The following is a 23819-nucleotide window of genomic DNA, read 5'->3' on the forward strand; positions in this document are numbered from 1 at the left end:
ATGAGTGCCTGTTCGAGCATCGGTAGCGAGATACGTTTTTCTTCCAGTTTGACGATCCGGTCCAGCCGTCCGAGCAGTTCGAATCGGCCGTCGGCAGCGATTCGCGCGGCATCCGCGGTGTGTTCGATATGCCCGGGAGGCAAGTACGGCGAAGCAATGAGCAGGGCGCCGTCGCTGTCCTGGCTCAACTCGATGTCAGCGAAGGGTTGCCAGAGTGCGTGGCCCTGACGCCAGGCGATGCCGCCGGTTTCCGAGCTGCCGAGGATTTCTGTCGGCCATTGCTGCAGGCGTTGCTGAAGGCTTTGTGCGGCCTCGGCCGGCAGGGCGCCGCCGGAGGAAAATACTCGGCGAACTGCACTTAACGCGGGCCAGTCGAGGTTGTCGCCCATGCGCTTGAGCAGCGCCGGGCTGGCGACCCAGGCGAACACCGGGTGTTCGCGGCTGGCGCGCTGCAGGTCTTCAGGGAATGCCAGTTGCTTGCGCACAAACGAGCGCCCGGCGCACAGCGGCCACAGCACTCGAAACAACAATCCGTAGATATGTTGAGTGGCGACGCTGCCGATGATGCAAGCCGCGCCAAGATCGGCACCCCAGAGCCGCTCCAGCGCTTCGACTTCATTGGCCAGTTGGCGCAGGGTTTTGTCGATGCGCTTGGGTTCGCCACTGGAGCCGGACGTGCACAGGCTCAGCGAACAGCGATCCAGATCCAGTGCGGCCGCCATCAACGGCGGATGTCGGTAATCGCTAAGGTGTACGTCATCGGCTTGATCGGTCAGCCATAGATCGACTTCGGTCGACCAGCGCTGGCGAGTCTGGGCTTGCAGGTCTGCGGGCAGCAGCACGCTGACCCCGGCGCGCCAGGCACCGAGCAGGGCAATCGCCAGGTCAGCGGCGTCCTCAAGGTGCACGGCAATACGCCGTGCACCCTGGGCTTGCAGGCCCGCGGCGAGGCTTAATGCCTGTTCGCACAGCTGAGCGTGATTCAGTGCCGGTTCGGCCGTCACGGCACGTTCCGGTTGCGCCTTGAGCAACAGTTGCTCAAGTTTTATCCAATTCATGGGTGGCCTCGTACCCGTTGTCGTATAAGCCATTCAATGGCAAACAGCAGGCCCATCAATCCGTAGGAAATCAGGCCGGTGTACAACATCCACCAACTTAGCGGCGCCCAGAGGGTCAGGGCGGCGGCGAGCAAACCGTTACAGAAGAAAAACACGCACCAGACGATCGTCACCTGGCGGGTATAAACAATCGCCTTGGCCGGCAGTTGCGGTTCGCGCAAACGCGCCAGGCGTTCGATGATCGGCGGGCCAACGATCAAGCTCAGGCCAAACAGCCCGAGCATGAACGCGCTGATCAGCACCGGGTACCAGCGCAGCAGCAGCGGGCTGTCGAACAGCGCCAGCAACAGGCAAAAAGCAATCGCGGTGACTGCCATCCACAAACTGCCGGGCTTGCGCGTACCGAGCAGTGCCCGGGCCAGCCACAGGCTGCCCAGCAGCAGACCAAACTGCCACGGCGCGAAATGTTCCATGCCGAAATACACCGCAAAGGGGTACAGCAGGCCCGCCAGCAGCAGGCCGAGGCCGATCAGTCGGCTCATGCGGCCGGCTGAACCAGACGGTAGACCGCCTCGACCACGTCGCTGACGGTGCGCACCGATTTGAACTCTTCGGCAGCGATTTTCTTGCCGGTCTGGCGTTTGATGTGATCGATCAGGTCGACCGCGTCAATGCTGTCGATTTCCAGATCCTGATACAGGTTGGATTCGAGGCTCACGCGCTCGGGGTCCAGCTCGAAGAGTTCGACCAGAGCATCGCGCAGGGTGTTGAAGATGTCGTCACGAGTTTGCATGGTCCGGTCTCAAGCTGCCTGTTTTGCGGTGACGAACGCCGCAAGGCTCGCCACGTTGCTGAAGTGATTGCGGGTGTCTTTGGCGTCGGCGTCGATTTTGATGCCGTACTTTTTCTGGATTGCCAGGCCGAGTTCCAAGGCGTCTACCGAATCCAGGCCCAAGCCTTCGCCGAACAGCGTCTGGTCGTCGCCGATGTCTTGTGCGCTGATGTCTTCAAGGCCCAGGGCTTCGATGATCAGTTCTTTGATTTCCTGCTTGAGACTAAGAGTGTGCAGATCGCTCATCTTCGGCGAGCTCCTTAATATAGTAATGATGCAAATAGTCATTGAGCTTGCGCGAGGCCTGAGGAGCTGGGCCCAGCGAGGCGAAGGCTTGTGGGTCTATATCGGCCCCGACACGGAAACTGAAGTGCACACGGCGTTTGGGGATCCGATACCAGGGCTCGGCCTTGGTCAACGTGGTCGGGCTGACCTTGATGATCACCGGGGTGAGAATTTTCGCACCGCGCAGAGCGATTGCCGCAGCACCCCGATGGAAGGCTGGCGCCTGACCGGGCTGAGTGCGGGTGCCCTCAGGAAAGATAATCAGGGTCTGGCCGCTTTTCAGCGCGTCGGCAGCGGCATCGAGCATGTCCATGCTGCCGTCGTTGCTGATGTATTCGATGCAGCGCAGCGGGCCGCGGGTAAAAGGGTTCTCCCAGAGACTTTTCTTGACCACGCAGTTGGCGTGGCGCACCAGGCCGATCAGGAACACCACATCGATCAGCGACGGGTGATTGGCAATGATCATTTGCCCCGGTCGACCGAGTTTTTCGGCGCCCTGGATGTCGTAAGTCAGCACGCCGGTGCGAGCCATGAATCGCACAAAAAACCAGAACAGGCGAGCGACGGTGTGCCGCGCCCGCCGCCGGTGTGTCCGGGCATCGCCGGGCAGGCAGTTCAGTAGCGGGAAAACCACAAGCCGCAGGCACAGCCCGCCCAACCCGAACAGGGTGAAGCTTGCGGCGGTAGCCAGCAGGCGCCAGTAATAGGCGTCGCGGTTTTTATCGGTTACAGGTTGCGTTGCCAGGTCCATACACGATTTTTCCAGGCATGTTGGCAGGTGGTCTGCTGGCCGAGCAGGGTACGCAATAGGTTCAGGGCATGGGGCCAGTGGGCTTTGGACAACTCATCCGAGGCGCTGTTCAGGGACAACTGCCAGTCGTTTCCGGGGGTGATCAGCAGGCCGACCGCGTAAGGGAACGGCACGTCGTCGATCCAGGTCGAGTAGGCTTCGGGCGGTTGCTCTTCGGTGACGATCAGCAGTACCGCGGGAGCGCCCTCGGAAAGCAAAGCCGCGGCCTCTAGCATGCCGTGTTCAAGGCCATCGCCGGCTGCAGCGAGGGCCGTCATTTCGCTGGTTTCACCCCGCATGATCGACCACAGGCCGATGATCGCGTTGTGCACGGACAGGCTGAATTGGGTCGGCGACAGCGGCTGATCGGCAGCCAGATCGCTGAGAATATCGAAGGTGCGCGGGGTTTCGCCATGGCGAGAAATAAAGACCAACGGTAGGTCCTGACGGCCATCGGCCAAGGGCCAACCGACACTGAACGCCATCCGCGCGAGACGACTGAGTCGCCGGCGCTGCATGGCCGGCAGAAACGAGACGTCGGGGGCGGCATCGCTGCTCGCAAGCACGACCGGTTGTCGGCTCCAGGCCTGCCAATCATCCACGCTTTCGAGCCCCGGGGCCCACGCGCGCCATTGGGCAATGTTGAAATTGATCACAGACATTCATCCCGCCCCTGCGGGCTTCCTTGACGCGGTGAGTCGCAAAAAACGCGAACTACCTTACGTAGCGCTTAGCGCCGAGTGGCGCGCATTATCCCGTTGCGGCGGGCGTGTAGCAAATGATGGTTACATTTTGCTCAATGAAATGTACCGGTTGGTTCGTGCATGGCTATCGTTTGGCCATTATCCACATTTTGGCCGGCCGATCTGCCGGCTCTGTCAGCAAGCCGTGCACGAGTTCACGGCTTTTTCCGCGCGAGATTGCACCTGACTGTGTAGTCCCTATGCTGGCGAGGTAGCTAAGCAGCGCCGTGGACTACTACACTCGGTCATTCTTTGATACACGGAGGTTTTGACATGCGGCGCGTGGTGTTCAATCAGAAAGGTGGCGTAGGCAAATCCAGCATTGCCTGCAATCTGGCGGCGGTCAGTGCCAGCGAGGGCTATCGCACCCTCTTGGTGGATCTCGACGCCCAGGCCAACTCCACTCAGTACCTGACGGGCCTCACCGGTAATGACATTCCGATGGGGATCGCCGATTTTTTCAAACAGACCCTGTCTTCCGGACCGTTCTCCAAAAAAAGCCAGGTCGATATCTACGAAACCCCGTTCGACAACCTCCACCTCATCACTGCCACTGCCGAGCTGGCTGACTTGCAGCCCAAGCTTGAGGCCAAACACAAGATCAACAAGCTGCGCAAATTGCTCGAGGAACTGGACGGCGATTACGACCGGATCTATCTCGATACCCCGCCAGCGTTGAATTTCTACGCGGTTTCAGCATTGATTGCCGCTGATCGTGTGCTGATCCCCTTCGACTGCGACAGCTTCTCGCGTCAGGCGTTGTACGGCCTGTTGGCGGAAATCGAAGAATTGAAGGATGACCATAACGAAGGGCTGGAAGTCGAAGGGATCGTCGTCAACCAGTTCCAGGCTCGCGCCAGTCTGCCACAGCAAATTCTCGACGAACTGATCGCCGAAGGCCTGCCGGTATTGCCGGTGTACCTGGGCAGCTCGGTGCGCATGCGTGAATCCCACCAGGCCAACACGCCGCTGATTCACCTCGATCCGCGGCATAAGCTGACGCAGCAATTCGTCGATCTGCACAACCTGCTGGAAAATGCCTGATTGCCGCTAATGACACCGAACCACTGTGGGAGCGAGCTTGCTCGCGATGGCGGTTCAACATTCAACAGTTATGTCGACTGTCACACCGCTATCGCGAGCAAGCTCGCTCCCACATTTCGATTGGTGTGGTTTTTGAGTTTTTGGTCAGATCCCTTGGCTACGTAACCAGCTCATCAATTGCGGTAACGGGAAGGCGCCGCTCTGGCGTGCCACTTCCCGGCCGTTCTTGAACAGAATCAGGCTCGGGATTGAACGGATCCCCAACTGCGCTGACAACTGCTGGTTTGCCTCGCTGTCCAGCTTGGCCAGTCGACACTTGCCCGCCAATTGCACCGCCGCCTGCTCGAACACCGGCGCAAACGACTTGCACGGCCCACACCACTCCGCCCAAACGTCCACCAGCAACGGCAGGTCACCTTTGATCTGGCTGGCGTAATCGCTTTGCTTCAACTCAAAGGGTTTGTTCAGCAGGACCTCGGCCTTGCAGCGGCCGCATTTTGGATGGTCGTTGAGGCGCTCGGCGGGGATGCGGTTGAGGCCGTTGCAGTGGGGGCAGGGGATGAGGAGTGGGTCGGTCATGCGGATGGTCCTGTTAAAAAGACGATCACTTCTATTTGGAGACGTTTACTCATATTTTCAATCGTGCAGCGACCGGCGATGAAACTAGGCTGAGTCGTACTGAGCGAGACCGTTGGTCTGCGCACTGATATCGCAACTTGCGATATTTTTGGTCTGTGATTAACTATCCATAGCAGTATGCGATAAGAATGTTGCATGCATGTCATTTCCGAAAAACGAATACGTGAAGCCAAGACCAAATGGCCAAATACAGCCACCGCATTGGATTATTGGTATCCATTGGCCAAAGGAAGTAAGCCATCGGATTTTGCGGCGATGAGAGCCATCTTTCCTGCTGTCGACAAGGTGGGTGAGCATCACGTTTTCGATATCGGTGGCAATAAATTGCGGCTGATCGCTTTTGTCAGGTATCGATCGCAAAAGCTTTATATCAAGCATGTGCTGGATCACCGTGAATATGATCGCGGAAAATGGAAGGAGGAAAGAGCATGAGTGTTCTGATCAAAAGAGCTGCCGAGCATTGGGAGTTTGTCTCGCCTGTGCTGCGCAAACCAAACAATGAAGACGACTATGACATGTTGGCGCGGGCGTTGGACGAGTTGCTCGAGATGACCGGTGATGACGAGTCCCATCCGCTGATGAGTCTTGTAGATATCATCGGTGACTGGATCGAGGAATGGGATCACAAGCATCACCCAATGCCGAAACCCAGCGGTGTCGACGTCCTCGGCTACTTGATGCGCGAGCACGGTCTGAGCCAAAGCGACTTGCCCGGTGTCGGCGCCCAGTCTGTTGTCTCCGAGATTCTGAGCGGCAAGCGTCAGCTCAACCTGCGGCAGATCCGCTGGTTGGCCGAGCGCTTCGGAGTGTCGGTGGAGACCTTTATCTGATCGGGTTCAGGAAGAGCAACTGATCTCCAAATGCTTGCCCCACTCCGGCGGCCGCTCGGCATAGCTCTCCATCCCCGGCTGCTCCTCGAACGGATTACTCAACACCGCGTGCAACCGACGAACTTCTGCATAGTCGCCGCTCTCCGCCGCATCGATGGCTTTCTGCGCCAGGTAGTTGCGCAGGATGTACAGCGGATTGACGGCGTGCATCCGTTTGCGGCGTTGTTCCTGATCAGCCTCGCCTTCACGAACAACCCGGGCGATGTAGAGCTCGCCCCAGGCATCGAAGCCTTTGATGTCGACGAAGTCATCGCGCAAGCGGGCGACGGCCAGTTCCGGTGATTCTTCCCCCAAACGGCGGAAGAACAGGCTGTAGTCGACGCCACTGTTCTGCATCAGTTGCAGCAGGTGCTCCAGCAGTTTCTGGTCATCGTCTTCGGCCGTGGTGAAACCAAGGCGGCGGCGCATCAGGTCCAGGTAATGGGCCTGGTACAGCGGCAAGTACAGGCCGAGGGTTTCGCGCAGGGCTTCGACACTGATGAACGGCGTCAGGGCCTGGGCCAGGGCGCTGAGGTTCCACTGGCCGATCGGCACCTGGTTGCTGAAGGAGTAACGACCCTGGTCATCGGAGTGGTTGCAGACGAAGTGGGCGTCGAAGTCGTCGAGGAAGGCGAACGGGCCGTAGTCGAAGGTAATGCCGAGGATCGACATGTTGTCGGTGTTCATCACGCCGTGGCAGAAGCCATAAGCCTGCCATTTGGCGATCAGTTCGGCATTGCGCTCGACGATATCGCGAAACATCGCCAGGTACGGTTCCGGCTGTTCCAGGCATTCCGGGAAATGCATGGCCAGCACGTGGTCGCCGAGTTCTTTCTGCTTCTCGGGACGTTTGGTGTAGTAGAAATATTCGAAATGCCCGAAACGCACATGGCTCGGCGCCATGCGCAGGACCATGGCCGCGCGTTCCTGCTTCTCGCGCCACACCGGCGTGTCGGAGCCGATCACGCATAGGGCGCGGGTGGTCGGGATGTTCAGGGCATACAGCGCTTCGGAGGCAAGAAATTCGCGGATCGAGGACCGCAGCACCGCCCGCCCATCACCCATGCGTGAAAAGGGCGTCTGGCCGGCACCCTTGAGGTGCAGGTCCCAATGCTCGCCGGCCTCGTTGTAGACCTCGCCCAGCAACAGACCGCGACCATCGCCCAACTGTGGGTTGTAGGAACCGAACTGATGACCTGAATAGACCATCGCCCTGGGGATCGCGTCGGCCCAGAGCTTATGGCCGCTGAATAGTTCGGCGAACTCAGGGGTTTCGGCCTCGGTAGGGTCGAGATCGAGCAGCGCCATGGCGGCAGGGCTGGCCACCACCAGGCGCGGGTTGTCGATCGGCTCGGGCAGCACGTGGGCGGAAAACGTATCGCCCAGGCGGGCGAAACGATTATCGAAGGTCAGTTCGTCGAGGGCTTTCAAGGGCCATCTCCAGCAGAATGTCCGAGCATTCTGCTAGGGATAAGCCGCTTAGTCGAGCTTGGCGGCTGGTGGCTCTTGCAGCGGTTTGCCATCGGGTTTGGACACAATGGTTTTGGCTTCCGGATCGACGGGCACCATTCTGTATTCCTGGCCCTGGATGTTCTTGAGGTAAACCTCCATCTGCCGGAACGAGATGTTGATGTGCTGCTTCTTGAACTCGCGATTGATGAAGCGGTTGACCTCGTCGAGCACCGGGTTACGGTCACCGAGGTCGCGTACATGCATGCGCAACTCGTGGTCGAGGGTGCTTTCGCCGAAGTTCAGGAAGTACACGTGGGGTTCCGGGTCTTTCAACACTCGCGGGTTATCGCGCGCGGCCTTGAGCAGCAATTCCTTGACCAGGTCCAGGTCCGAACCGTAATCGACACCGAGTTTGAGGGTCACTCGGGTGATGGTGTCGGTCAGGGACCAGTTGATCAATTGCCCGGTGATGAACGTCTTGTTCGGGACGATGATGTCCTTGCGGTCGAAGTCGGTGATGGTCGTGGCGCGGATGCGGATCTTGCTCACGGTGCCGGACAGGTTGCCGATGGTGATGGTGTCGCCAATCCGCACCGGGCGTTCGAACAGGATCATGATCCCGGAGATGAAGTTCGCGAAGATTTCCTGCATCCCGAAGCCGAGACCCACCGACAGCGCCGCCACCAGCCATTGCAACTTGTCCCAACTCACGCCGAGTGTCGACAGGGTCGAGACGAAACCGACGCCGGCGATCACGTAAGACAGCAAGGTGGTGGTGGCATAGGCACTGCCCTGAGCCAGGTTCAGCTTCGACAGCACCAACACTTCCAGCAGCCCTGGCAAGTTGCGCGCCAGGGCGAAGGTAATGCCGATGATGATCAGCGCGCCGAGCATGTCGCCAATGCTGATCGGCACCATGCTCATGTTGGCGCCGGTGCCGCTGGTGTATTCGTAGAGGGTGACGTTATCCAGGTACGAGAACACAGAGATCAGGTCAGACCAGACCCAGTACAACGCCGCGATGAAACCGCCAAGCAGTGCCAGGCGGATCAGGCGCAGGGACTGTTCGTTGACCTTCTCGATATCCAGGGTTGGCTCTTCGATCACCGCTTCACCGTCACCGGCCTCTTTCGCAGCCTGGCGTTTGGCCAGGGCGCGCTGGTAAGCCAGACGGCGTGCCGCAACGCTGAGGCCGCGCACGAAGGTGGCCTCGATCACCAGCCAGAACATCAGCAGGTAAAGGGTGTTGATCAACCGGTCACTGAGCTTCAGCGCGGTGTAGTAGTAGCCAAAGCACACCGCCACGAACAACGCGACAGGCAGGACGGTGAACATGATCCCCACGGCCTTGCGGAACAGCGAAGCGTTCTGATGAGTCGGGCTGCTGATCAGCAGGCGGCTGAGCAGCCAGGCCATCAACGCGTAGCAGGTCAGCACCACCGGCATGCCGAGTACGTCATCGGCCAGGGTCGCGGGTTGCAGCTCGGCGACTGCCACCACCGCGACCAACGCCATGACCACCAGCCCGAGTCGACGGACCCAGCCCTGCAGGAATTCGACCTGAGGTTTTTCCCAGCGGAAATGCAGTTCGGCCACGCCGCCCGGCGCAAGAATCCGGTAAGCGGTGTAGAACACTAGCCAGGCCTGGGCCATTTGCAGCAGCGCCGCGCCCATGTTGGCGTTCTGTCCGCGGGCGTCGATTTGCAAGGCCAGGCCACACAAGGCCAGGCCCAGAGACACCGGCATCGCCAGCAAAATGTTGATCAGGATGGCCTGGGGAGTGTGCCACTGGCTATCGCGCTTGAAGTGGCCGATGTCCTGGTGAACCTTGTTCAGTCGGGCATAGAGGTTCTTGCGCCGCCACAACAGGGCACCGATCAGCAACGCCAGCGGCAGGAACAACAACGGCCGCTGGGTCAGCCCGTCACTCAATTCGCTCAGGCTGGAAGCCCAGGGCAGGGTGGTGACCTGACGCTCCAGGCGTTCCGGTACGGCGCGTATCCATTCCAGGTCCAGTGGCTTGTTGCTGGGAATCCAGAACATTTGCTCATCGAGGGTCGCCCGCAGGCTTTGCGCGGTGCTGAGCAATTGTTTCTGATTGAGTTGCAGGGTGATGGATTCGTTGAGCACCGCGCTCAGTTCGCGGTTCAACCGCTCCAGCAGGTCGACGCGGGTCGTGGCCAGTTCCAGCAGACTCTTGCGCAGTTGCGGGGTGACTTGCTCGGGAGGCTGAGTCGACAGCAGGTTGTCGACGTAGGTCGCCGGGTTGCTGAGCAGTTCCCGTTGCTGGCTGACTTCGAATTGATAGAGGCGAATGTCGGCGATCTGGTCGGCCAGGTCGCGGTCGAGCTTGAGGAGTGGCAGGGCCTGTTTCTGTTTGTAGAGAATCTTGGAGAGCAACAGGCTGCCCTTGAGCACGTTGATTTGCTCGTCCAGCGCCGAATCGCTCTGGGTCACGTTGTCCAGTTGCTGCTTGGTCTGCAGGTTCTGCTGGGTGACTTCGTTGAGGCGGTCAGTACTTTTGAGCAGGTAGTCCGAAAGTTTCAGGTTGGCCGCGCTTTCGGTAGCCAGCAGGCTGCTGCCGCCGGACTTCTGCGCTTCGATGGACTGCTGCGTCACCGTCTCCTGGGACTGGGCCAGGCGCTTCTGGTTGATCAGGTTTTGCAGCTCTTGGATTTCCTGATCCAGGCGATCGGATTTTTCCGAGAGCAAGTCATGCTGGCTGTTGCCCAAGTCCTGCAGCTGATTGTTGCCAGCCAGTTCCTGGCGACGCAACGGGATCAGGGCATTCAGCGCCGCGAGCTCGGCGTTGAGCAGGTCGCGTTGCTCAGGGGTCAAGGTCTTGCCGGCGTCCTTGCCGACCTTGAGGATGTTGTTGATCTGCTGGATGCGCGTCTGGCTGGCAGAAATTTCGGCTTGGGCGCGCTCGGGGCGGGTCTGAGCGGTAATGACCAGGCTGTTGGCGTCGGACAGGGCCTTCTGCAGATCGCTTTGCAGGGTGGAGCGCTCAGTGAGCATTTGCTCCAGTTGCTGAATAGGCTCTTTGGCATAGCGCTGCGGTACTGGGAGCACTTTGCTGGCTTTGAGCTTGGTCAGTTCTCGCTGGTTCTCGATGTTCTGCTTTGGGGCGTTGGCCAGTTGCTGCTTGAGATCGGTCAGTTTCTGCTCGTACTCACGCTGTTTGTTGAGCTGTGTCAGCGTGCTTTGCAGGATGCTCTGCAGGGCTTTCTGATCGGCTTCCGGCAATTTGCGGTCGGCGATCTTGTTCAGGTTCGCCTGCACGGCTTCGCTGGTGGGCGGTTCCGCGGCTTGCAGCGTGTTGACAGAGAGGCTCAAGCCCAGCAGGGCCATGATGAAAAACGTGCGCAGGGTTGACATAGAGACCGATCGAAAACGAGACGAAGTGTGGAGTTTAGAGGAAGAGTCCCGGACCGGGGCGACTTCCTTCGGGGAATCTGACGCCCACTTTACCGATCTTGTTCCCTTCCATGACCGCGACGGTCCAAATGGTGTTGTTCCACTCCACCTGGTCACCGACTACGGGTGCACCGCCCACTTTCTGGGCAATGAAATGACCGAGCGACATGTCCGGATCGATGCCTTCCACTTTCAACCCGTACAGTGCCGCAACCGCGGCCAGCTGGGCGTCTCCTTCGAGTACGAAGTCGCCGAAGAAGCGCAAATCGAGGCCCCGTTGCGGTGCCTGACTGAAGAGTTTTCCGAGGGCCGGAAGGTTGTGTTCATGGCCGATTACGCACAGCAAATCGTCGACTTCGAGCACCGTACTACCCGACGGATGGAGCAGTTGCTGGCCACGAAACATTGCTGCAATCCGGGTGCCTTCGGGCATTTTCAGTTCGCGAAGGGGCGAGCCGATGCACCATTTCTCGGCACCGAGGCGATAAACGAACAGCTCCCACTCACTGGTGACGTGGACTTCCAGGGCTGCGCGGGAGATTGGCGCCGGCTCCGGCGGAACGGTCACTTTCAAAAGCTTCGCCACCCACGGCAGGCTCGTGCCCTGCACCAGCAGCGACACCAACACGATAAAGAAGGCGAGGTTGAAATAGAGCTGGGCGTTGGGCAGGCCGGCCATCAGCGGGAACACCGCCAGAATGATCGGGACCGCGCCGCGTAACCCGACCCAGGAAATGAACGCCTTCTCGCGCCCATGGAACGCCTTGAAGGGCAGCAGGCCGACGATCACCGACAACGGCCGCGCAAACAGAATCATCCACAGCGCCAGGCCCAGAGCGGGCAGGGCAATCGGCAACAAGTCGTGGGGTGTCACCAGCAGCCCCAGCACCAGGAACATGCCGATTTGCGCCAGCCAGGCCATGCCGTCGAGCATGTGCAAAATGCCGTGGCGGCTGCGCACCGGGCGGTTGCCGATGACCAGGCCGCACAGATAAACCGCCAAAAAGCCGCTGCCATGCAAGGCGTTGGTCAGGGCAAACACGACCAGTCCGCCAGCAATGACCAGAATCGGATACAGGCCCGTGGCCAAGTGGATACGGTTGACCATTTGCAGCATGACCCAGCCGCCGCCCAGGCCGATGACGGCACCGATACCGAACTCACGCATAAAGTGCCCGAGCAGGCTCCAGTGCAGACCGGTCTGGCCGCTGGCGAGCATGTCGATCAGGGTTACGGTGAGGAACACCGCCATCGGGTCGTTGCTGCCGGACTCGATCTCAAGCGTGGCGGTCACCCGTTCGTTCAGGCCTTTGCCGCCGAGCAGCGAGAACACCGCCGCGGCGTCGGTGGAGCCGACGATAGCGCCGATCAGCAGGCCCTGAATCAGGTTCAGGTTGAACAGCCACGCGGCTGCCATGCCGGTCAGCCCGGTGGTGATCAACACCCCGACCGTCGCCAGCGACAGCGCCGGCCATAACGCCACGCGGAAGCTGGAAACCCGGGTGCGCAAGCCGCCGTCGAGCAGGATGACTGCCAGCGCGAGGTTGCCGACCAGATAAGCCGTTGGGTAGTTATCGAAAACAATGCCGGCGCCATCGACGCCGGCCGACATGCCCACCGCGAGGATGATCACCAGAATCGGGATACCGAGGCGCGATGAAAGTGAGCTCACCAGAATGCTTGCACCTACCAGCAACGCGCCGATCAAGAACAGGCTGTTGATGGTCGTCGCATTCAAAGGCAGTACTCCAGAAAGCTGAAAGGCGGGCGCAAACTGACCACGCAGTCTGCGTGCCAGCGATTCTAACCTGTTGAAATGTGATGCTGTCAAAAAGGTTTTGCAGATCAAAAGATCGCAGCCTCGTTTCACTCGACAGCTCCTACAAAGGATCTGCGTAAACCTGTAGGAGCTGTCGAGTGAAACGAGGCTGCGATCTTTTCGGCAGTGATGCGATCTCTGTTTAGAGGCTAAACCGCCCAACCATGTTGTTCAGGTCCAGCGCCAATCGCGACAGCTCATTGCTCGCAGCGCTGGTCTGGTTAGCCCCGGTCGCCGACTGCACCGACAGATCACGAATGTTCACCAGATTGCGGTCCACTTCACGGGCCACCTGTGCCTGCTCTTCGGCAGCACTGGCGATGACCAGGTTGCGTTCGTTGATTTCGACGATTGCGCTATTAATAGTGTCCAGCGACAGGCCTGCACCACGGGCGATGTTCAAGGTCGACTCAGCGCGCTCGGTGCTGTTGCGCATCGAATCCACCGCGTGTTCGGTTCCGCTCTGGATGCTGCCGATCATGCGTTCGATTTCGCTGGTCGACTGCTGGGTGCGATGGGCCAGGGCACGCACCTCGTCCGCTACTACGGCGAAACCACGACCGGCCTCACCGGCACGAGCCGCTTCGATGGCTGCGTTCAATGCCAGCAGGTTGGTCTGGTCAGCCAGGCCGCGAATCACGTCCAGCACTTTACCGATGTCACGAGACTCGTTGGCCAGATCGCCAATCAGGGTCGCGGTGCTCTGCACATCGGCGCTCATGCGTTCGATGGCGCTGACAGTTTCCTGCACCAGGTCACGACCATCACCGGCGGAGGTGGTGGCATTTTTCGAGGCTTCGGACGTGCTGACGGCATTGCGCGCGACTTCTTCCACGGCGCTGGTCATTTCGTTGACAGCGGTGGCGGCCTGTTCGATTTCGTTGTTCTGCTGGGTCAGGCCTCGGGCGCTTTCGTCGGTGACACTGTTGAGCTCTTCAGCGGCGGACGCCAGTTGCGTGGCGGAACCGGAAATCCGTTGCAGGGTGTCGCGCAGCTTGTCCTGCATCTTCGACATGGCCAACAGCAAACGGCCGGCTTCGTCCTCACCGTCTACGGTGATCGGGCGAGTCAGGTTGCCTTCAGCAATTTCTTCGGCAGCGCTCAGGGCATTAGCGATCGGCTTGGTGATGCTGTTGGTCAGCAACCAGGCGAAAAGCAGGGTCAGGCCGCTGGCGATGACCAGCAAAGTGATCACCAGATTGAGAGACGTCGAATATTGCTCACCGGCAAGGGTGTCGGTTGCTTCGATCTGTCGGGTGTTGATCTCAAGCAACTTTGCCAGGGCCGAGTTGACCGCTTCGGAGTTGGAGAGCAATTCGCTGTTGAGCATGGTGCGCAGTTCGTCGACCTGGTTGTTGCGCGACAGCGTCTTCATCCGATCTTCGAGTTGGCGATACTGCGCCAGCAACTGCACGTATTGATCGTAAGCAGCGCGTTCCTGCTGGCCGTCGATCAGCGGTTCGTAGACTCGTTGAGCGTCGCGGATCTGCTGATTACGCAAGTCAAACAGCTCGAAGGTTTTCTGCTGCACGTCCGATTCGCGGTTCACCAGCAAACGGTAAGACAGCACCCGCAGACGCAGTGCCAGCTGAGTGAATTCGTCGAGGCTTTTAATGCTCGGCACACTCATGGAAGCGATGTCTTCACCGGCGCCGCGAATCTTGCTCATCTGGTTCAAGGCAAATACCCCCAAAACCAGCATCAAACCGCCAATCAGGGTGAAGCCGAGGAACGCCCGTGGCGCGATGTTCATATTACGAAGGGACATGGTATTTACCGAAAAGAGCGCATCCGTGCCGCGCTGAGACTGACGTATGGGTGACTTATCGGTCATACGACTGAAGTCTTGAGCCCCTGCGCGTATTTGTCGCACGCCCGCTCGGGCGACGAAGTGCAGGAACCAGATCCGCCAATCACAGTCTTTAAAGTTCGCGAGGAAGGTCGCCCGCCAGCAAAATCAAGGCCTTGCGCCTGGATAACCCTGGCATCCGTGGTGACTTTTCTTTATCGTACGCGCCCTTTGAAAATGCTCGGAAAATCAAAATGTTGGAAGCATCCCTAAGCCAATTGGAACAGCTGGTCAGCGACCTGGTGCAACAGAACCAGACCCTGCTCGGCACTAACCAAACCCTGAGCGCAGAATTGGCCCAGGCCAAGGATGAAAACGAAAGCCTGCAACTGAGCCTGATGGAACAGGAAGAGAAACAAGGTGACACCGCCGCACGCATCCAGGCCCTGGTTGAGCGCGTCAGCGCCGGCCCAGTCAGCGCATGAGTCACGGCGCCGCAGGGGTAAAAGTCGTCTCGATCCTGGGGGAGGACTATTCGATCAAGGCGCCGGCCGGGGAAGAGCAAACCCTGCTGGACGCCGCATTAATGCTGAAGGCTGCCCTGGCCGACACCAAAAAGAAGTACCCGACGCTGATCGGTGACCGCTTGCTGGTGCTGGCGGCGATGAATCTGTGCTCCCAGCAGATCGAAATGCAGAAACAGCACAAGCAGGAACTCGACCGTTACCAAGAGCAAGTCAGCGCCACGGTTGAAGTGATCTCCAAGACGATCAATCAGGCCTGATCGGCTTTGCGCACAACCAAAGAATAAATTGTCGTTTGCGTTGTATACAATCGGCACGGCTGTTGCAGTGTTTCAGCCTCTTATTCTTTGGGGGTGCTCCATGCAGTTCTGGCGACGCAGTATTCAATGGCAGTTGATCCTGAGTATGGGCACCGCCCTGCTGGTCAGTATTCTGATCGTGGTTGGCGTTTATACCCTCGTGGTCAACCGTCTCGCCGAGCGCTATCTGGTCGAACAAGCGCTACCGTCGAGCATCGAAGCGATGCGCAACGACATCGAGCGAATCCTCGTTCAGCCCCTCACCGCCGCCAAGGACATCGCCAGCAATAGCATGGTGCGCGACTGGTTGGCCGGGGGCGAAAACAGCGCCCAGACCGCCACGTTCGTGCAGTATCTGGAAGGCATCCGCGCCGAGCACAAGGCCTTTACCGCGCTGATCGTCGGCACTCCCTCAAGCAATTACTTCACTGAAAAAGGTCTGGACCGGACCCTCAGCCGTTCCAACCCCAAAGACGCCTGGTTCTACTCGTTTCTCGACAGCAATCAGCCGCGCACCCTCAATATCGACAATGACACCGCGACCGGCGAATTGGCGCTGTTCATCGACCTCAAGGTCGAACAGGCCGGCAAAGTCGTGGGCGTCGCCGGGCTTGGCCTGAGCATGAAAGAGCTGTCGGAGCTGATCCACAATTTCAACTTCGGTGAGCGCGGCAAGGTCTATCTCGTGCGTTCCGACGGTTTGATCCAGGTTCATCCCGAAGCGCAATTCAGCGGCAAACGCACGTTGGCCGAGCAAATTGGCGCAACTGCCGCACAAGCGGTGATGGGTCAAAAAGTTGCCACCAACAGTAGCTTTGTCCGCGACGGCGAAGATTATCTGGCGTTGAGCCTGCCGTTGCGGGACTTGGGCTGGACCCTGGTGGCCGAAGTGCCGCAGTCGCAGATCTACGCTGAAGCCCGTCGCGCCATGTGGATGAGCAGCGGCATCGGCCTGGCGGTGGCGCTGGTGTGCCTGTTGCTGGTGGTGTTGCTGGCCCGCGGATTGGTGCGGCCGATCCGTCAGGTAACAGCAGCGCTGGTAGCAATCGGTAGCGGTGGGGGAGATTTGACCCACAGGTTAGATTCCAGCCGCGCCGATGAGCTCGGTGACCTGGCTCGTGGCTTCAATCGGTTCCTGGAAAGTCAGCGCGACATGATTGGCGAAGTGTTGACTACCAGCGAGCGTTTACGCACAGCAGTCGGCCAGGTGGCGCGGGTGGTGGACAACACGGCCGAACGCTCCGGCCGTCAGCAGGAAATGACTGACATGGTCGCCACCGCCGTCCACGAAATGGGCCTGACCGTGCAGGAAATCGCCCAGAATGCCGGCAATGCGGCGGTGGCTTCGCAAACTGCCCGGGATGAGGCGATGCAGGCGCGGGAAGTGGTGGGCGGGTCGATCCGGCATATTGAAAGCATGTCCGATGAAATCGGCCTTGCTGCCAGTGCGGTGGGCGAGTTGGCCCATCAGGTGGCATCCATCGATCAGGTGCTGGCAGTGATTCGCGGGATTTCCGAGCAGACTAATTTGCTCGCGCTCAACGCGGCCATCGAAGCGGCGCGGGCCGGGGACATGGGCCGTGGGTTTGCGGTCGTGGCGGATGAAGTGCGGACGTTGGCGCGGCGGACGCAGTCGTCGACTGATGAGATTCAGCAGATGATTGGCAGCCTCAAGCAAGGCGCGGAGAACGCGGTGTCGTCGATGCATTCCGGGCAAGCGGCGACCGGTACGGGCGTCGAGTCGAGCCAGCGCACCGGGGCGTCATTGACGGCGATTACTGGTCAGGTGGAGCGCATCAGCGACATGAACCATCAGGTGGCGACGGCGACGGAAGAGCAGTCGGCGGTGACGGAAGAGATTAACCGGAACGTGCAGGGGATTTCTGATCTGGCCCGTGCCACCGCGGGGGAGGTCAGGGCGTGCCGCGAGGATTGTCAGACGTTGCAGCGGTTGGCCGATGATTTGGCGCGGCAGATGGGTGGCTTCAAGCTGAGCTAAAAGATCAAGATCAAAAGATCGCAGCCTTCGGCAGCTCCTACATTGGAATGCGTTTCCCTGTAGGAGCTGCCGAAGGCTGCGATCTTTTTTGTGGCCGTTACACCGATCTATTGCTGATCAAAACCACTCATCCTGCATCCCAAGACACACATCATCCCGAGCCTCAAGAATCGCCAATTCATGGTGGCAACCCGGCACTTCCCACGTCAGAAAATACCGCGCCGCCTGCAGCTTGCCTTTATAGAAGCTCACATCCGCCACATTCCCTTTGGCCAACCCTTCCTCGGCGCGAATCGCCTGCTCCAACCAGCGCCAGCCAATCACCGTGTGCCCGAACACTTTCAGGTACAGCGCCGAGTTCGCCAGGCTGCTATTAACCTTGCCTTGCCCCAAATCCGTCAGCAGGCCAATGGTCACCGTTTGCAGGCGCGCCACCAATTTCTCCAGCGGCTCACGCAGCGCGGTTAAAGATTCATACGCTTGAGCGCGCTCGGCGGTATCGGCAATCAGACGGATCAATTGCTTGAGCCCCGCACCACCGTTCTGTGCCAGTTTGCGTCCCAGCAAGTCCAGCGACTGAATGCCATGAGTGCCTTCATGAATCGGGTTCAAACGGTTGTCGCGGTAGTACTGCTCAACCGGATATTCGCGGGTGTAACCGTGGCCGCCAAGAATCTGGATGGCCAGTTCATTGGCCTTCAGGCAAAACTCCGACGGCCAGGATTTGACGATCGGTGTCAGCAAATCCAGCAGCTCATGGGCCTGTTTGCGCTCGGCTTCAGTCTCAAGCGTGGTGGTGTCGTCAAACAGTCGCGCCGCGTACAACCCAAGGTCGAACGAGCCTTCGACGTAGGCTTTCTGGGTCAGCAACATGCGTTTGACGTCGGCATGTTGAATGATCGCCACCGGCGCGGTGTTCGGGTCCTTGCTGTCCGGCACGCGACCTTGCGGACGCTCGCGGGCGTACTCCAAAGAATACAAATACCCGGCGTAACCGAGCATCACCGCGCCCATGCCGACGCCGATCCGCGCCTCGTTCATCATCTGGAACATGTAGCTCAAGCCATGATGAGGCTTGCCCACCAGATAGCCGACACACTCGCCGTTGTCGCCGAAGTTCAGCGCGGTGGACGTAGTACCGCGCCAGCCCATCTTGTGGAACAGCCCGGCCAGCAGTACATCGTTGCGTTTGCCCAGACTGCCGTCATCGTTGACCAGAAACTTGGGCACGATGAACAGCGAAATCCCTTTCACCCCGGCCGGTGCGTCCGGCAATTTCGCCAGCACCATGTGCACGATGTTTTCCGACAGCGGATGATCACCGCCGGAGATGAAGATCTTGTTGCCCTTGAGTCGATACGTGCCGTCAGACGCAGGCTCGGCGCGGGTACGAATATCCGACAGCGACGAGCCGGCATGCGGTTCGGTCAGCGCCATGGTGCCGAAGAAACGACCGTCGATCATCGGTTGCAGGAAGCGCTGTTTCTGCTCCTCTGTGCCAAAGCTTTCGATCAGGTTCGCCGCGCCCATGGTCAGGAACGGATAAGAGGTCGACGCCGCGTTGGCCGACTGAAAATGCGCAAAGCAGGCCTGGGACAACAGCGTAGGAAGTTGCATCCCGCCCGCGTCGAAACTGCGCGCGGCGTTGAGGAAACCGGCTTCAAGGAAGGCATCCACCGCCGGTTTCACTTCCGGAATCAGAATCGCCTGACCGTCCTCATAGCGCGGCTCGTTCTCGTCGCCCTTGCGGTTATGCGGAGCAAAGAACTTCTCGGCGATGGTGCGGGCGGTGCCGATGGCAGCATCGAAGGTCTCGCGGTTGTGCTCGGCGAAACGCTCGCGCTGGGTCAGGCCCTCGGCATCAAGGACTTCATACAGCTCGAAAGCCAGATTGCGGGAGCTGAGCAACGTCTCGGACATGGCGGCCTACCTTTTTTTGGAATGGGCCGAGTCTAGGCGTGGGAAGGGTGGACTGAACAGGATGATTGATGAGCGTGATGGAGAAGCAAAAGATCGCAGCCTGCGGCAGCTCCTACAGAGAAACACGATCCCCTGTAGGAGCTGCCGCAGGCTGCGATCTTTTGATCTTGCTTCTAAAAACCCGGCGCCCATCGCGGGTGCCTGGTTTTGTTGCGATTTAGCCGATAGTCATCAAGCTCGCATTACCACCCGCCGCAGCAGTGTTAACGCTCAACGCCCGCTCGATCACCAGACGTTCCAGCGCAATGTTGGTCTCGCCTTGCGACAAACCATGAACCCCAACAATCGCTCCGGCACGCTTGGCCACTTGCTGGCAGACCGCACGCAACTGATCGGAATGGCCGTGATGCAGAACCGCATCAAACAGCACTTCGTCCTTGCTCCAGTCGGAAACCAGCTTGATCTTCGCCTGAACTTCCTTTGGCAGACGTGCGAACAACGCCTTGGTCAATTCAGCTTCCGGCCACACTGCCGAGCCACCTACGGCCAATACCGCCGCCAGTTGAGCCAGCAGATCGCCTTCGACTTCCGCCAGGCACAGCACGTGTTCGCGCGGCAGGATGGCGTAGCTGTTGCGCTCGCCGGTCGGGCCGGCCAGAACACGGGTGATCCCACTTTGCGATTGCGCCGCGAACTGCACGCACAGGGTGCTCAGGTCGGCAAACTTGTTGCTGTCAGCCCAGGCTTGCAGGGCCTTCAGCGGTTTGCTCATGGCATCACGCAGACGAACGTCCGGCGCAGCGATAGCGTCGCCGCGAGCGAAGGATTGTTCGATTGCATCGGTAGGACGCGTCGACAGCAGACGGTACAGATACAGCGGACCACCTGCTTTCGGGCCGGTGCCCGACAGGCCTTCGCCACCGAACGGCTGCACGCCGACCACAGCACCGACAATGTTGCGGTTCACGTAGACGTTACCGGCGTTGACGTTGTCGATCACCTTGGCGATGGTCTCGTCGATGCGGGTGTGCACGCCCAGCGTCAGGCCGTAGCCGGAAGCGTTGATCTGACCGATCAGCTGATCGATGTCTTTGCGCTTGTAGCGAACCACGTGCAGCACCGGACCGAAGATCTCCCGTTGCAGTTCGTCGAAGCTTTCCAGCTCGATCAGCGTCGGCATCACGAAGGTGCCGCGTTTGACTTCTTCGGTGTTGGCAATGGCCACCTGGTACACGCTGCGACCTTTGTCACGCATGCCCTGGATGTGCTTCTCGATACCGGCCTTGGCTTCGGCGTCGATCACCGGGCCAATGTCCACGGACAGCCGCTCAGGGTTGCCGAGACGGCATTCCGCCATGGCACCTTTGAGCATTTCGATGACACGGTCAGCGGAATCTTCCTGCAAGCACAGCACACGCAGCGCCGAGCAACGTTGACCGGCGCTGTCGAAGGCCGAGGACACCACGTCGATCACAACTTGTTCGGTCAGTGCCGAGGAGTCGACGATCATCGCGTTTTGGCCACCGGTTTCGGCGATCAGCGGAATCGGGCGACCTTGAGCATCCAGGCGACCGGCGACGTTTCGTTGCAGCAAGCGAGCGACTTCAGTGGAACCAGTGAACATCACGCCTTTGACCCGATCGTCACCGACCAGACGAGCGCCAACGGTTTCGCCACGGCCCGGCAACAGTTGCAGCACGCCTTCCGGAATCCCGGCTTCGAGCAGCAAACGCACGGCCTGAGCAGCTACCAGCGGGGTTTGTTCCGCAGGTTTGGCCAAGACCGGGTTGCCGGCAGCCAGGGCAGCAGCGACTTGGCCGCTGAAGATGGCCAGCGGGAAGTTCCACGGGCTGATGCACACCACCGGGCCCAATGGGCGGTGGGCGTCGTTGGTGAAATCGTTGCGCGCCTGCACGGCGTAATAACGCAGGAAGTCCACGGCTTCACGTACTTCGGCGATGGCGTTGGCGAAGGTCTTGCCGGCTTCGCGAGCCAGCAGGCCCATCAGCGGTTGAATCTCGCCTTCCATCAAATCAGCGGCACGTTCCAGAATCGCGGCACGTTCGGCGGGCGGAGTGGCCTGCCAGATCGGCGCGGCGCTCAAGGCGCACTGGATCGCATTGTCGACGTCTTCGACGGTCGCTTCCTGCACATGGCCGACCACATCACGCAGATCGGACGGGTTCAAAACCGGCGCAGGCGTTTCGCTGCTGGAGGCGCAACCGAGCATCGGCGCAGCTTTCCAGTGGTTGTGAGCAGTGGCCAGCAGGGCGCAGGACAGCGAAGCCAGACGATGTTCGTTGGCCATGTCGATGCCGCTGGAGTTGGCGCGCTCGGCACCATAAAGATCACGCGGCAGCGGAATACGCGGGTGCGGCAGGCCGAAGCCGCCTTCCAGCGTCGCCATCTGCTCGATGCTGGCCACTGGATCGGCCACCAGCTCCTGAATCGAAATAGATTGGTCGGCGATGCGGTTGACGAACGAGGTGTTCGCACCGTTTTCCAGCAGACGACGTACCAGGTACGCCAGCAGGGTTTCGTGAGTACCGACCGGTGCGTACACGCGGCACGGACGGTTCAACTTGCCTTCGGAAACTTTGCCTACAACCTGTTCGTACAGCGGTTCGCCCATGCCGTGCAGGCACTGGAACTCGTACTGGCCGGGGTAATAGTTCTGACCGGCAATGTGATAAATGGCCGACAGGGTGTGGGCGTTGTGCGTGGCGAATTGCGGGTAGATGACTTCCGGCACCGACAGCAGTTTGCGGGCGCAGGCGATGTAGGAAACGTCGGTGTACACCTTGCGGGTGTAGACCGGGTAGCCTTCCAGGCCTTCGACTTGGGCGCGTTTGATTTCGCTGTCCCAGTACGCGCCTTTTACCAGACGGATCATCAGGCGATGACGGCTGCGACGAGCCAGGTCAATCACGTAGTCGATCACATACGGGCAACGCTTCTGATAAGCCTGGATCACGAAACCGATGCCGTTCCAGCCGGTCAGTTGCGGCTCGAAGCACAGGCGCTCCAGCAGATCCAGCGACAGCTCGAGGCGGTCGGCTTCTTCGGCGTCGATGTTCAGGCCGATGTCATATTGCTTGGCTAACAGGGTCAGCGACAGCAGGCGCGGGTACAACTCGTCCATCACGCGCTCGTACTGGGCGCGGCTGTAACGCGGGTGCAGTGCCGAGAGCTTGATCGAAATGCCCGGGCCTTCATAGATCCCACGACCGTGGGACGCTTTGCCGATCGAGTGGATGGCTTGTTCGTACGAGGCCAGGTACTTCTGGGCGTCGTGCTCGGTGAGTGCGGCTTCACCCAGCATGTCGTAGGAATAGCGGAAGCCTTTGGCTTCGAATTTGCTGGCGTTGGCCAGGGCTTCGGCGATGGTTTCGCCGGTCACGAACTGCTCGCCCATCAGGCGCATGGCCATGTCGACGCCCTTGCGGATCATCGGCTCGCCGCTCTTGCCGATGATGCGGCTCAAGGACGACGTCAGGCCGGCTTCGTTGTGGGTGGCGACCAGTTTGCCGGTCAGCAGCAAGCCCCAAGTGGCGGCGTTGACGAACAGCGACGGGCTGTTGCCCAAGTGCGGGTGCCAGTTGCCGGTGCTGATCTTGTCGCGGATCAGCGCGTCACGGGTGCCTTTGTCCGGGATGCGCAGCAGCGCTTCGGCCAGGCACATCAGTGCCACGCCTTCCTGGGAGGACAAGGAAAATTCCTGCAACAGGCCCTGAACAATCCCGGCACGGCCGCCGGCGCTCTTCTGATTGCGCAGTTTTTCGGCAATCGAGGCGGCGAGCTTGTTGGTGGCTTCGGCCATGGCGATCGGCAGGCGAGCCTGCTCGATCAGCATCGGCACCACTTCCGGCTCAGGGCGACGGTAAGCGGCGGTGATCGAGGCGCGCAGCACCGATTGCGGCAGGATGCTTTCGGCGAATTCGAGGAAGCACTGGTGCGCGTGGTCGGCATGGACTTCGCCGGCGTCGTCAGCGTCTTTGCTGATCAAACCGCTCAGCTCGGTCAGGGTTGCACCACCCTCGAGTTTTTCCAGGTAATTGAAAATTGCCTGCTTGATCAGCCAGTGCGGCGTGCGATCAATCGAGGTCGCGGCAGCCTTGAGGCGCTCGCGGGTCGGGTCGTCAAGTTTGACCCCAAGGGTGGTGGTAGCCATATTTTTATCCTCATGTTTGCCACGACCGCGTGGCATCAGCTGGCGGCAAGATTAGCCGTGCAACCGTCGAGGTGCAACCGGGTGCAACCTTTTTTTGTCGGAATAATACGCAGCTCGTCAGGAATTAAATTCCGGTACGAACGTACCGCTCCTGCTTGGTGCTTTTGCT

The 23819-nt window shown here is 59.8% G+C and carries 19 protein-coding genes and 1 pseudogene; 7 read left to right on the forward strand and 13 right to left on the reverse strand.

Annotated elements, in window-relative coordinates; genetic code table 11:
* The 6 genes from WLY71_RS03350 to WLY71_RS03375 all read right to left on the reverse strand — a co-directional run.
* Positions 1-1058: AMP-binding protein (locus tag WLY71_RS03350; RefSeq protein ID WP_347802496.1), on the reverse strand; the 1058-nt coding region annotated here is incomplete at its 3' end.
* Complete coding sequence (locus WLY71_RS03355; protein ID WP_008149624.1) at positions 1055-1600, reverse strand: COG4648 family protein; 546 nt, start codon at positions 1598-1600, stop codon at positions 1055-1057. The genes WLY71_RS03355 and WLY71_RS03350, both read right to left, overlap by 4 nt.
* Positions 1597-1851 (reverse strand): acyl carrier protein, encoded by a 255-nt coding sequence (locus tag WLY71_RS03360; protein WP_007992314.1) that lies wholly within the window; start codon positions 1849-1851, stop codon positions 1597-1599. The genes WLY71_RS03355 and WLY71_RS03360 overlap by 4 nt, the downstream gene beginning before the upstream one ends.
* 9 nt (positions 1852-1860) lie before the next feature.
* On the reverse strand, positions 1861-2136 hold the full coding sequence (locus WLY71_RS03365) for a phosphopantetheine-binding protein (RefSeq protein ID WP_347802497.1): 276 nt from the start codon (positions 2134-2136) through the stop codon (positions 1861-1863).
* Positions 2114-2926, reverse strand: a complete 813-nt coding sequence (locus WLY71_RS03370) for a lysophospholipid acyltransferase family protein (RefSeq protein WP_347802498.1) — start codon at positions 2924-2926, stop codon at positions 2114-2116. Before WLY71_RS03370 ends, WLY71_RS03365 begins: the two co-directional genes overlap by 23 nt.
* Positions 2902-3627: a beta-ketoacyl synthase chain length factor gene (locus WLY71_RS03375; RefSeq protein WP_347802499.1), complete on the reverse strand. Its 726-nt coding sequence runs from the start codon at positions 3625-3627 to the stop codon at positions 2902-2904. The genes WLY71_RS03370 and WLY71_RS03375 overlap by 25 nt, the downstream gene beginning before the upstream one ends.
* A gap of 354 nt (positions 3628-3981) precedes the next feature.
* Between WLY71_RS03375 and WLY71_RS03380 the strand changes: the two genes are divergently transcribed.
* Complete coding sequence (locus tag WLY71_RS03380) at positions 3982-4752, forward strand: ParA family protein (protein WP_347802500.1); 771 nt, start codon at positions 3982-3984, stop codon at positions 4750-4752.
* A 144-nt stretch (positions 4753-4896) separates the two neighbouring features.
* On the opposite strand, the gene trxC is transcribed toward WLY71_RS03380, so the two are convergent.
* Positions 4897-5331, reverse strand: coding sequence for a thioredoxin TrxC (trxC, locus tag WLY71_RS03385; protein ID WP_056741233.1), 435 nt, complete (start codon positions 5329-5331; stop codon positions 4897-4899).
* 195 nt (positions 5332-5526) lie between these two features.
* Between trxC and WLY71_RS03390 the strand changes: the two genes are divergently transcribed.
* Together WLY71_RS03390 and WLY71_RS03395 are read left to right on the forward strand one after the other, a co-directional pair.
* The gene (locus WLY71_RS03390) at positions 5527-5823 is read left to right on the forward strand and encodes a type II toxin-antitoxin system HigB family toxin (RefSeq protein ID WP_347802501.1); all 297 of its coding nucleotides are present in this window, start codon (positions 5527-5529) and stop codon (positions 5821-5823) included.
* Complete coding sequence (locus WLY71_RS03395) at positions 5820-6221, forward strand: helix-turn-helix domain-containing protein (RefSeq protein ID WP_347802502.1); 402 nt, start codon at positions 5820-5822, stop codon at positions 6219-6221. The genes WLY71_RS03390 and WLY71_RS03395 overlap by 4 nt, the downstream gene beginning before the upstream one ends.
* A 6-nt stretch (positions 6222-6227) precedes the next feature.
* Here the strand turns inward: WLY71_RS03395 and selO are convergent, their stop codons facing one another.
* The 4 genes from selO to WLY71_RS03415 form a co-directional block, all read right to left on the reverse strand.
* Positions 6228-7691 carry a protein adenylyltransferase SelO gene (selO, locus tag WLY71_RS03400; protein ID WP_347802503.1) on the reverse strand — a complete coding sequence of 488 codons (1464 nt, stop codon included), beginning with the start codon at positions 7689-7691 and terminating at the stop codon, positions 6228-6230.
* Between the two features lie 48 nt (positions 7692-7739).
* Positions 7740-11090 carry a mechanosensitive channel MscK gene (mscK, locus tag WLY71_RS03405; protein WP_347802504.1) on the reverse strand — a complete coding sequence of 1117 codons (3351 nt, stop codon included), beginning with the start codon at positions 11088-11090 and terminating at the stop codon, positions 7740-7742.
* 34 nt (positions 11091-11124) lie between these two features.
* Positions 11125-12867 (reverse strand): potassium/proton antiporter, encoded by a 1743-nt coding sequence (locus WLY71_RS03410; protein WP_347802505.1) that lies wholly within the window; start codon positions 12865-12867, stop codon positions 11125-11127.
* A 223-nt stretch (positions 12868-13090) separates the two neighbouring features.
* Positions 13091-14716: a methyl-accepting chemotaxis protein gene (locus tag WLY71_RS03415; RefSeq protein ID WP_347802506.1), complete on the reverse strand. Its 1626-nt coding sequence runs from the start codon at positions 14714-14716 to the stop codon at positions 13091-13093.
* A gap of 275 nt (positions 14717-14991) precedes the next feature.
* Between WLY71_RS03415 and WLY71_RS03420 the strand changes: the two genes are divergently transcribed.
* From WLY71_RS03420 to WLY71_RS31245, 4 genes and pseudogenes are all read left to right on the forward strand, one after another.
* Entirely contained in the window at positions 14992-15222 is a 231-nt protein-coding gene (locus tag WLY71_RS03420) for a hypothetical protein (protein WP_347802507.1), read from the forward strand.
* Complete coding sequence (locus WLY71_RS03425; protein ID WP_149416844.1) at positions 15219-15521, forward strand: cell division protein ZapA; 303 nt, start codon at positions 15219-15221, stop codon at positions 15519-15521. The genes WLY71_RS03420 and WLY71_RS03425 overlap by 4 nt, the downstream gene beginning before the upstream one ends.
* A gap of 145 nt (positions 15522-15666) precedes the next feature.
* Positions 15667-16692: pseudogene (locus WLY71_RS31240) on the forward strand (HAMP domain-containing protein); the annotation flags it as partial.
* A gap of 135 nt (positions 16693-16827) precedes the next feature.
* Positions 16828-17559, forward strand: a complete 732-nt coding sequence (locus WLY71_RS31245) for a methyl-accepting chemotaxis protein (protein ID WP_425589908.1) — start codon at positions 16828-16830, stop codon at positions 17557-17559.
* A 117-nt stretch (positions 17560-17676) separates the two neighbouring features.
* On the opposite strand, the gene WLY71_RS03435 is transcribed toward WLY71_RS31245, so the two are convergent.
* Both WLY71_RS03435 and putA read right to left on the reverse strand, forming a co-directional pair.
* The gene (locus tag WLY71_RS03435; RefSeq protein ID WP_129439106.1) at positions 17677-19479 is read right to left on the reverse strand and encodes an acyl-CoA dehydrogenase; all 1803 of its coding nucleotides are present in this window, start codon (positions 19477-19479) and stop codon (positions 17677-17679) included.
* Positions 19480-19696: 217 nt separating this feature from the next.
* A complete protein-coding gene (gene putA, locus WLY71_RS03440) occupies positions 19697-23650 on the reverse strand; it encodes a trifunctional transcriptional regulator/proline dehydrogenase/L-glutamate gamma-semialdehyde dehydrogenase (protein WP_347802509.1) in 3954 nt (1317 codons plus the stop codon).
* Positions 23651-23819 lie beyond the last annotated feature (169 nt).

The sequence above is a fragment of the Pseudomonas rossensis genome (genome assembly GCF_039888995.1).
In the GTDB taxonomy this organism is placed as follows: domain Bacteria; phylum Pseudomonadota; class Gammaproteobacteria; order Pseudomonadales; family Pseudomonadaceae; genus Aquipseudomonas; species Aquipseudomonas rossensis.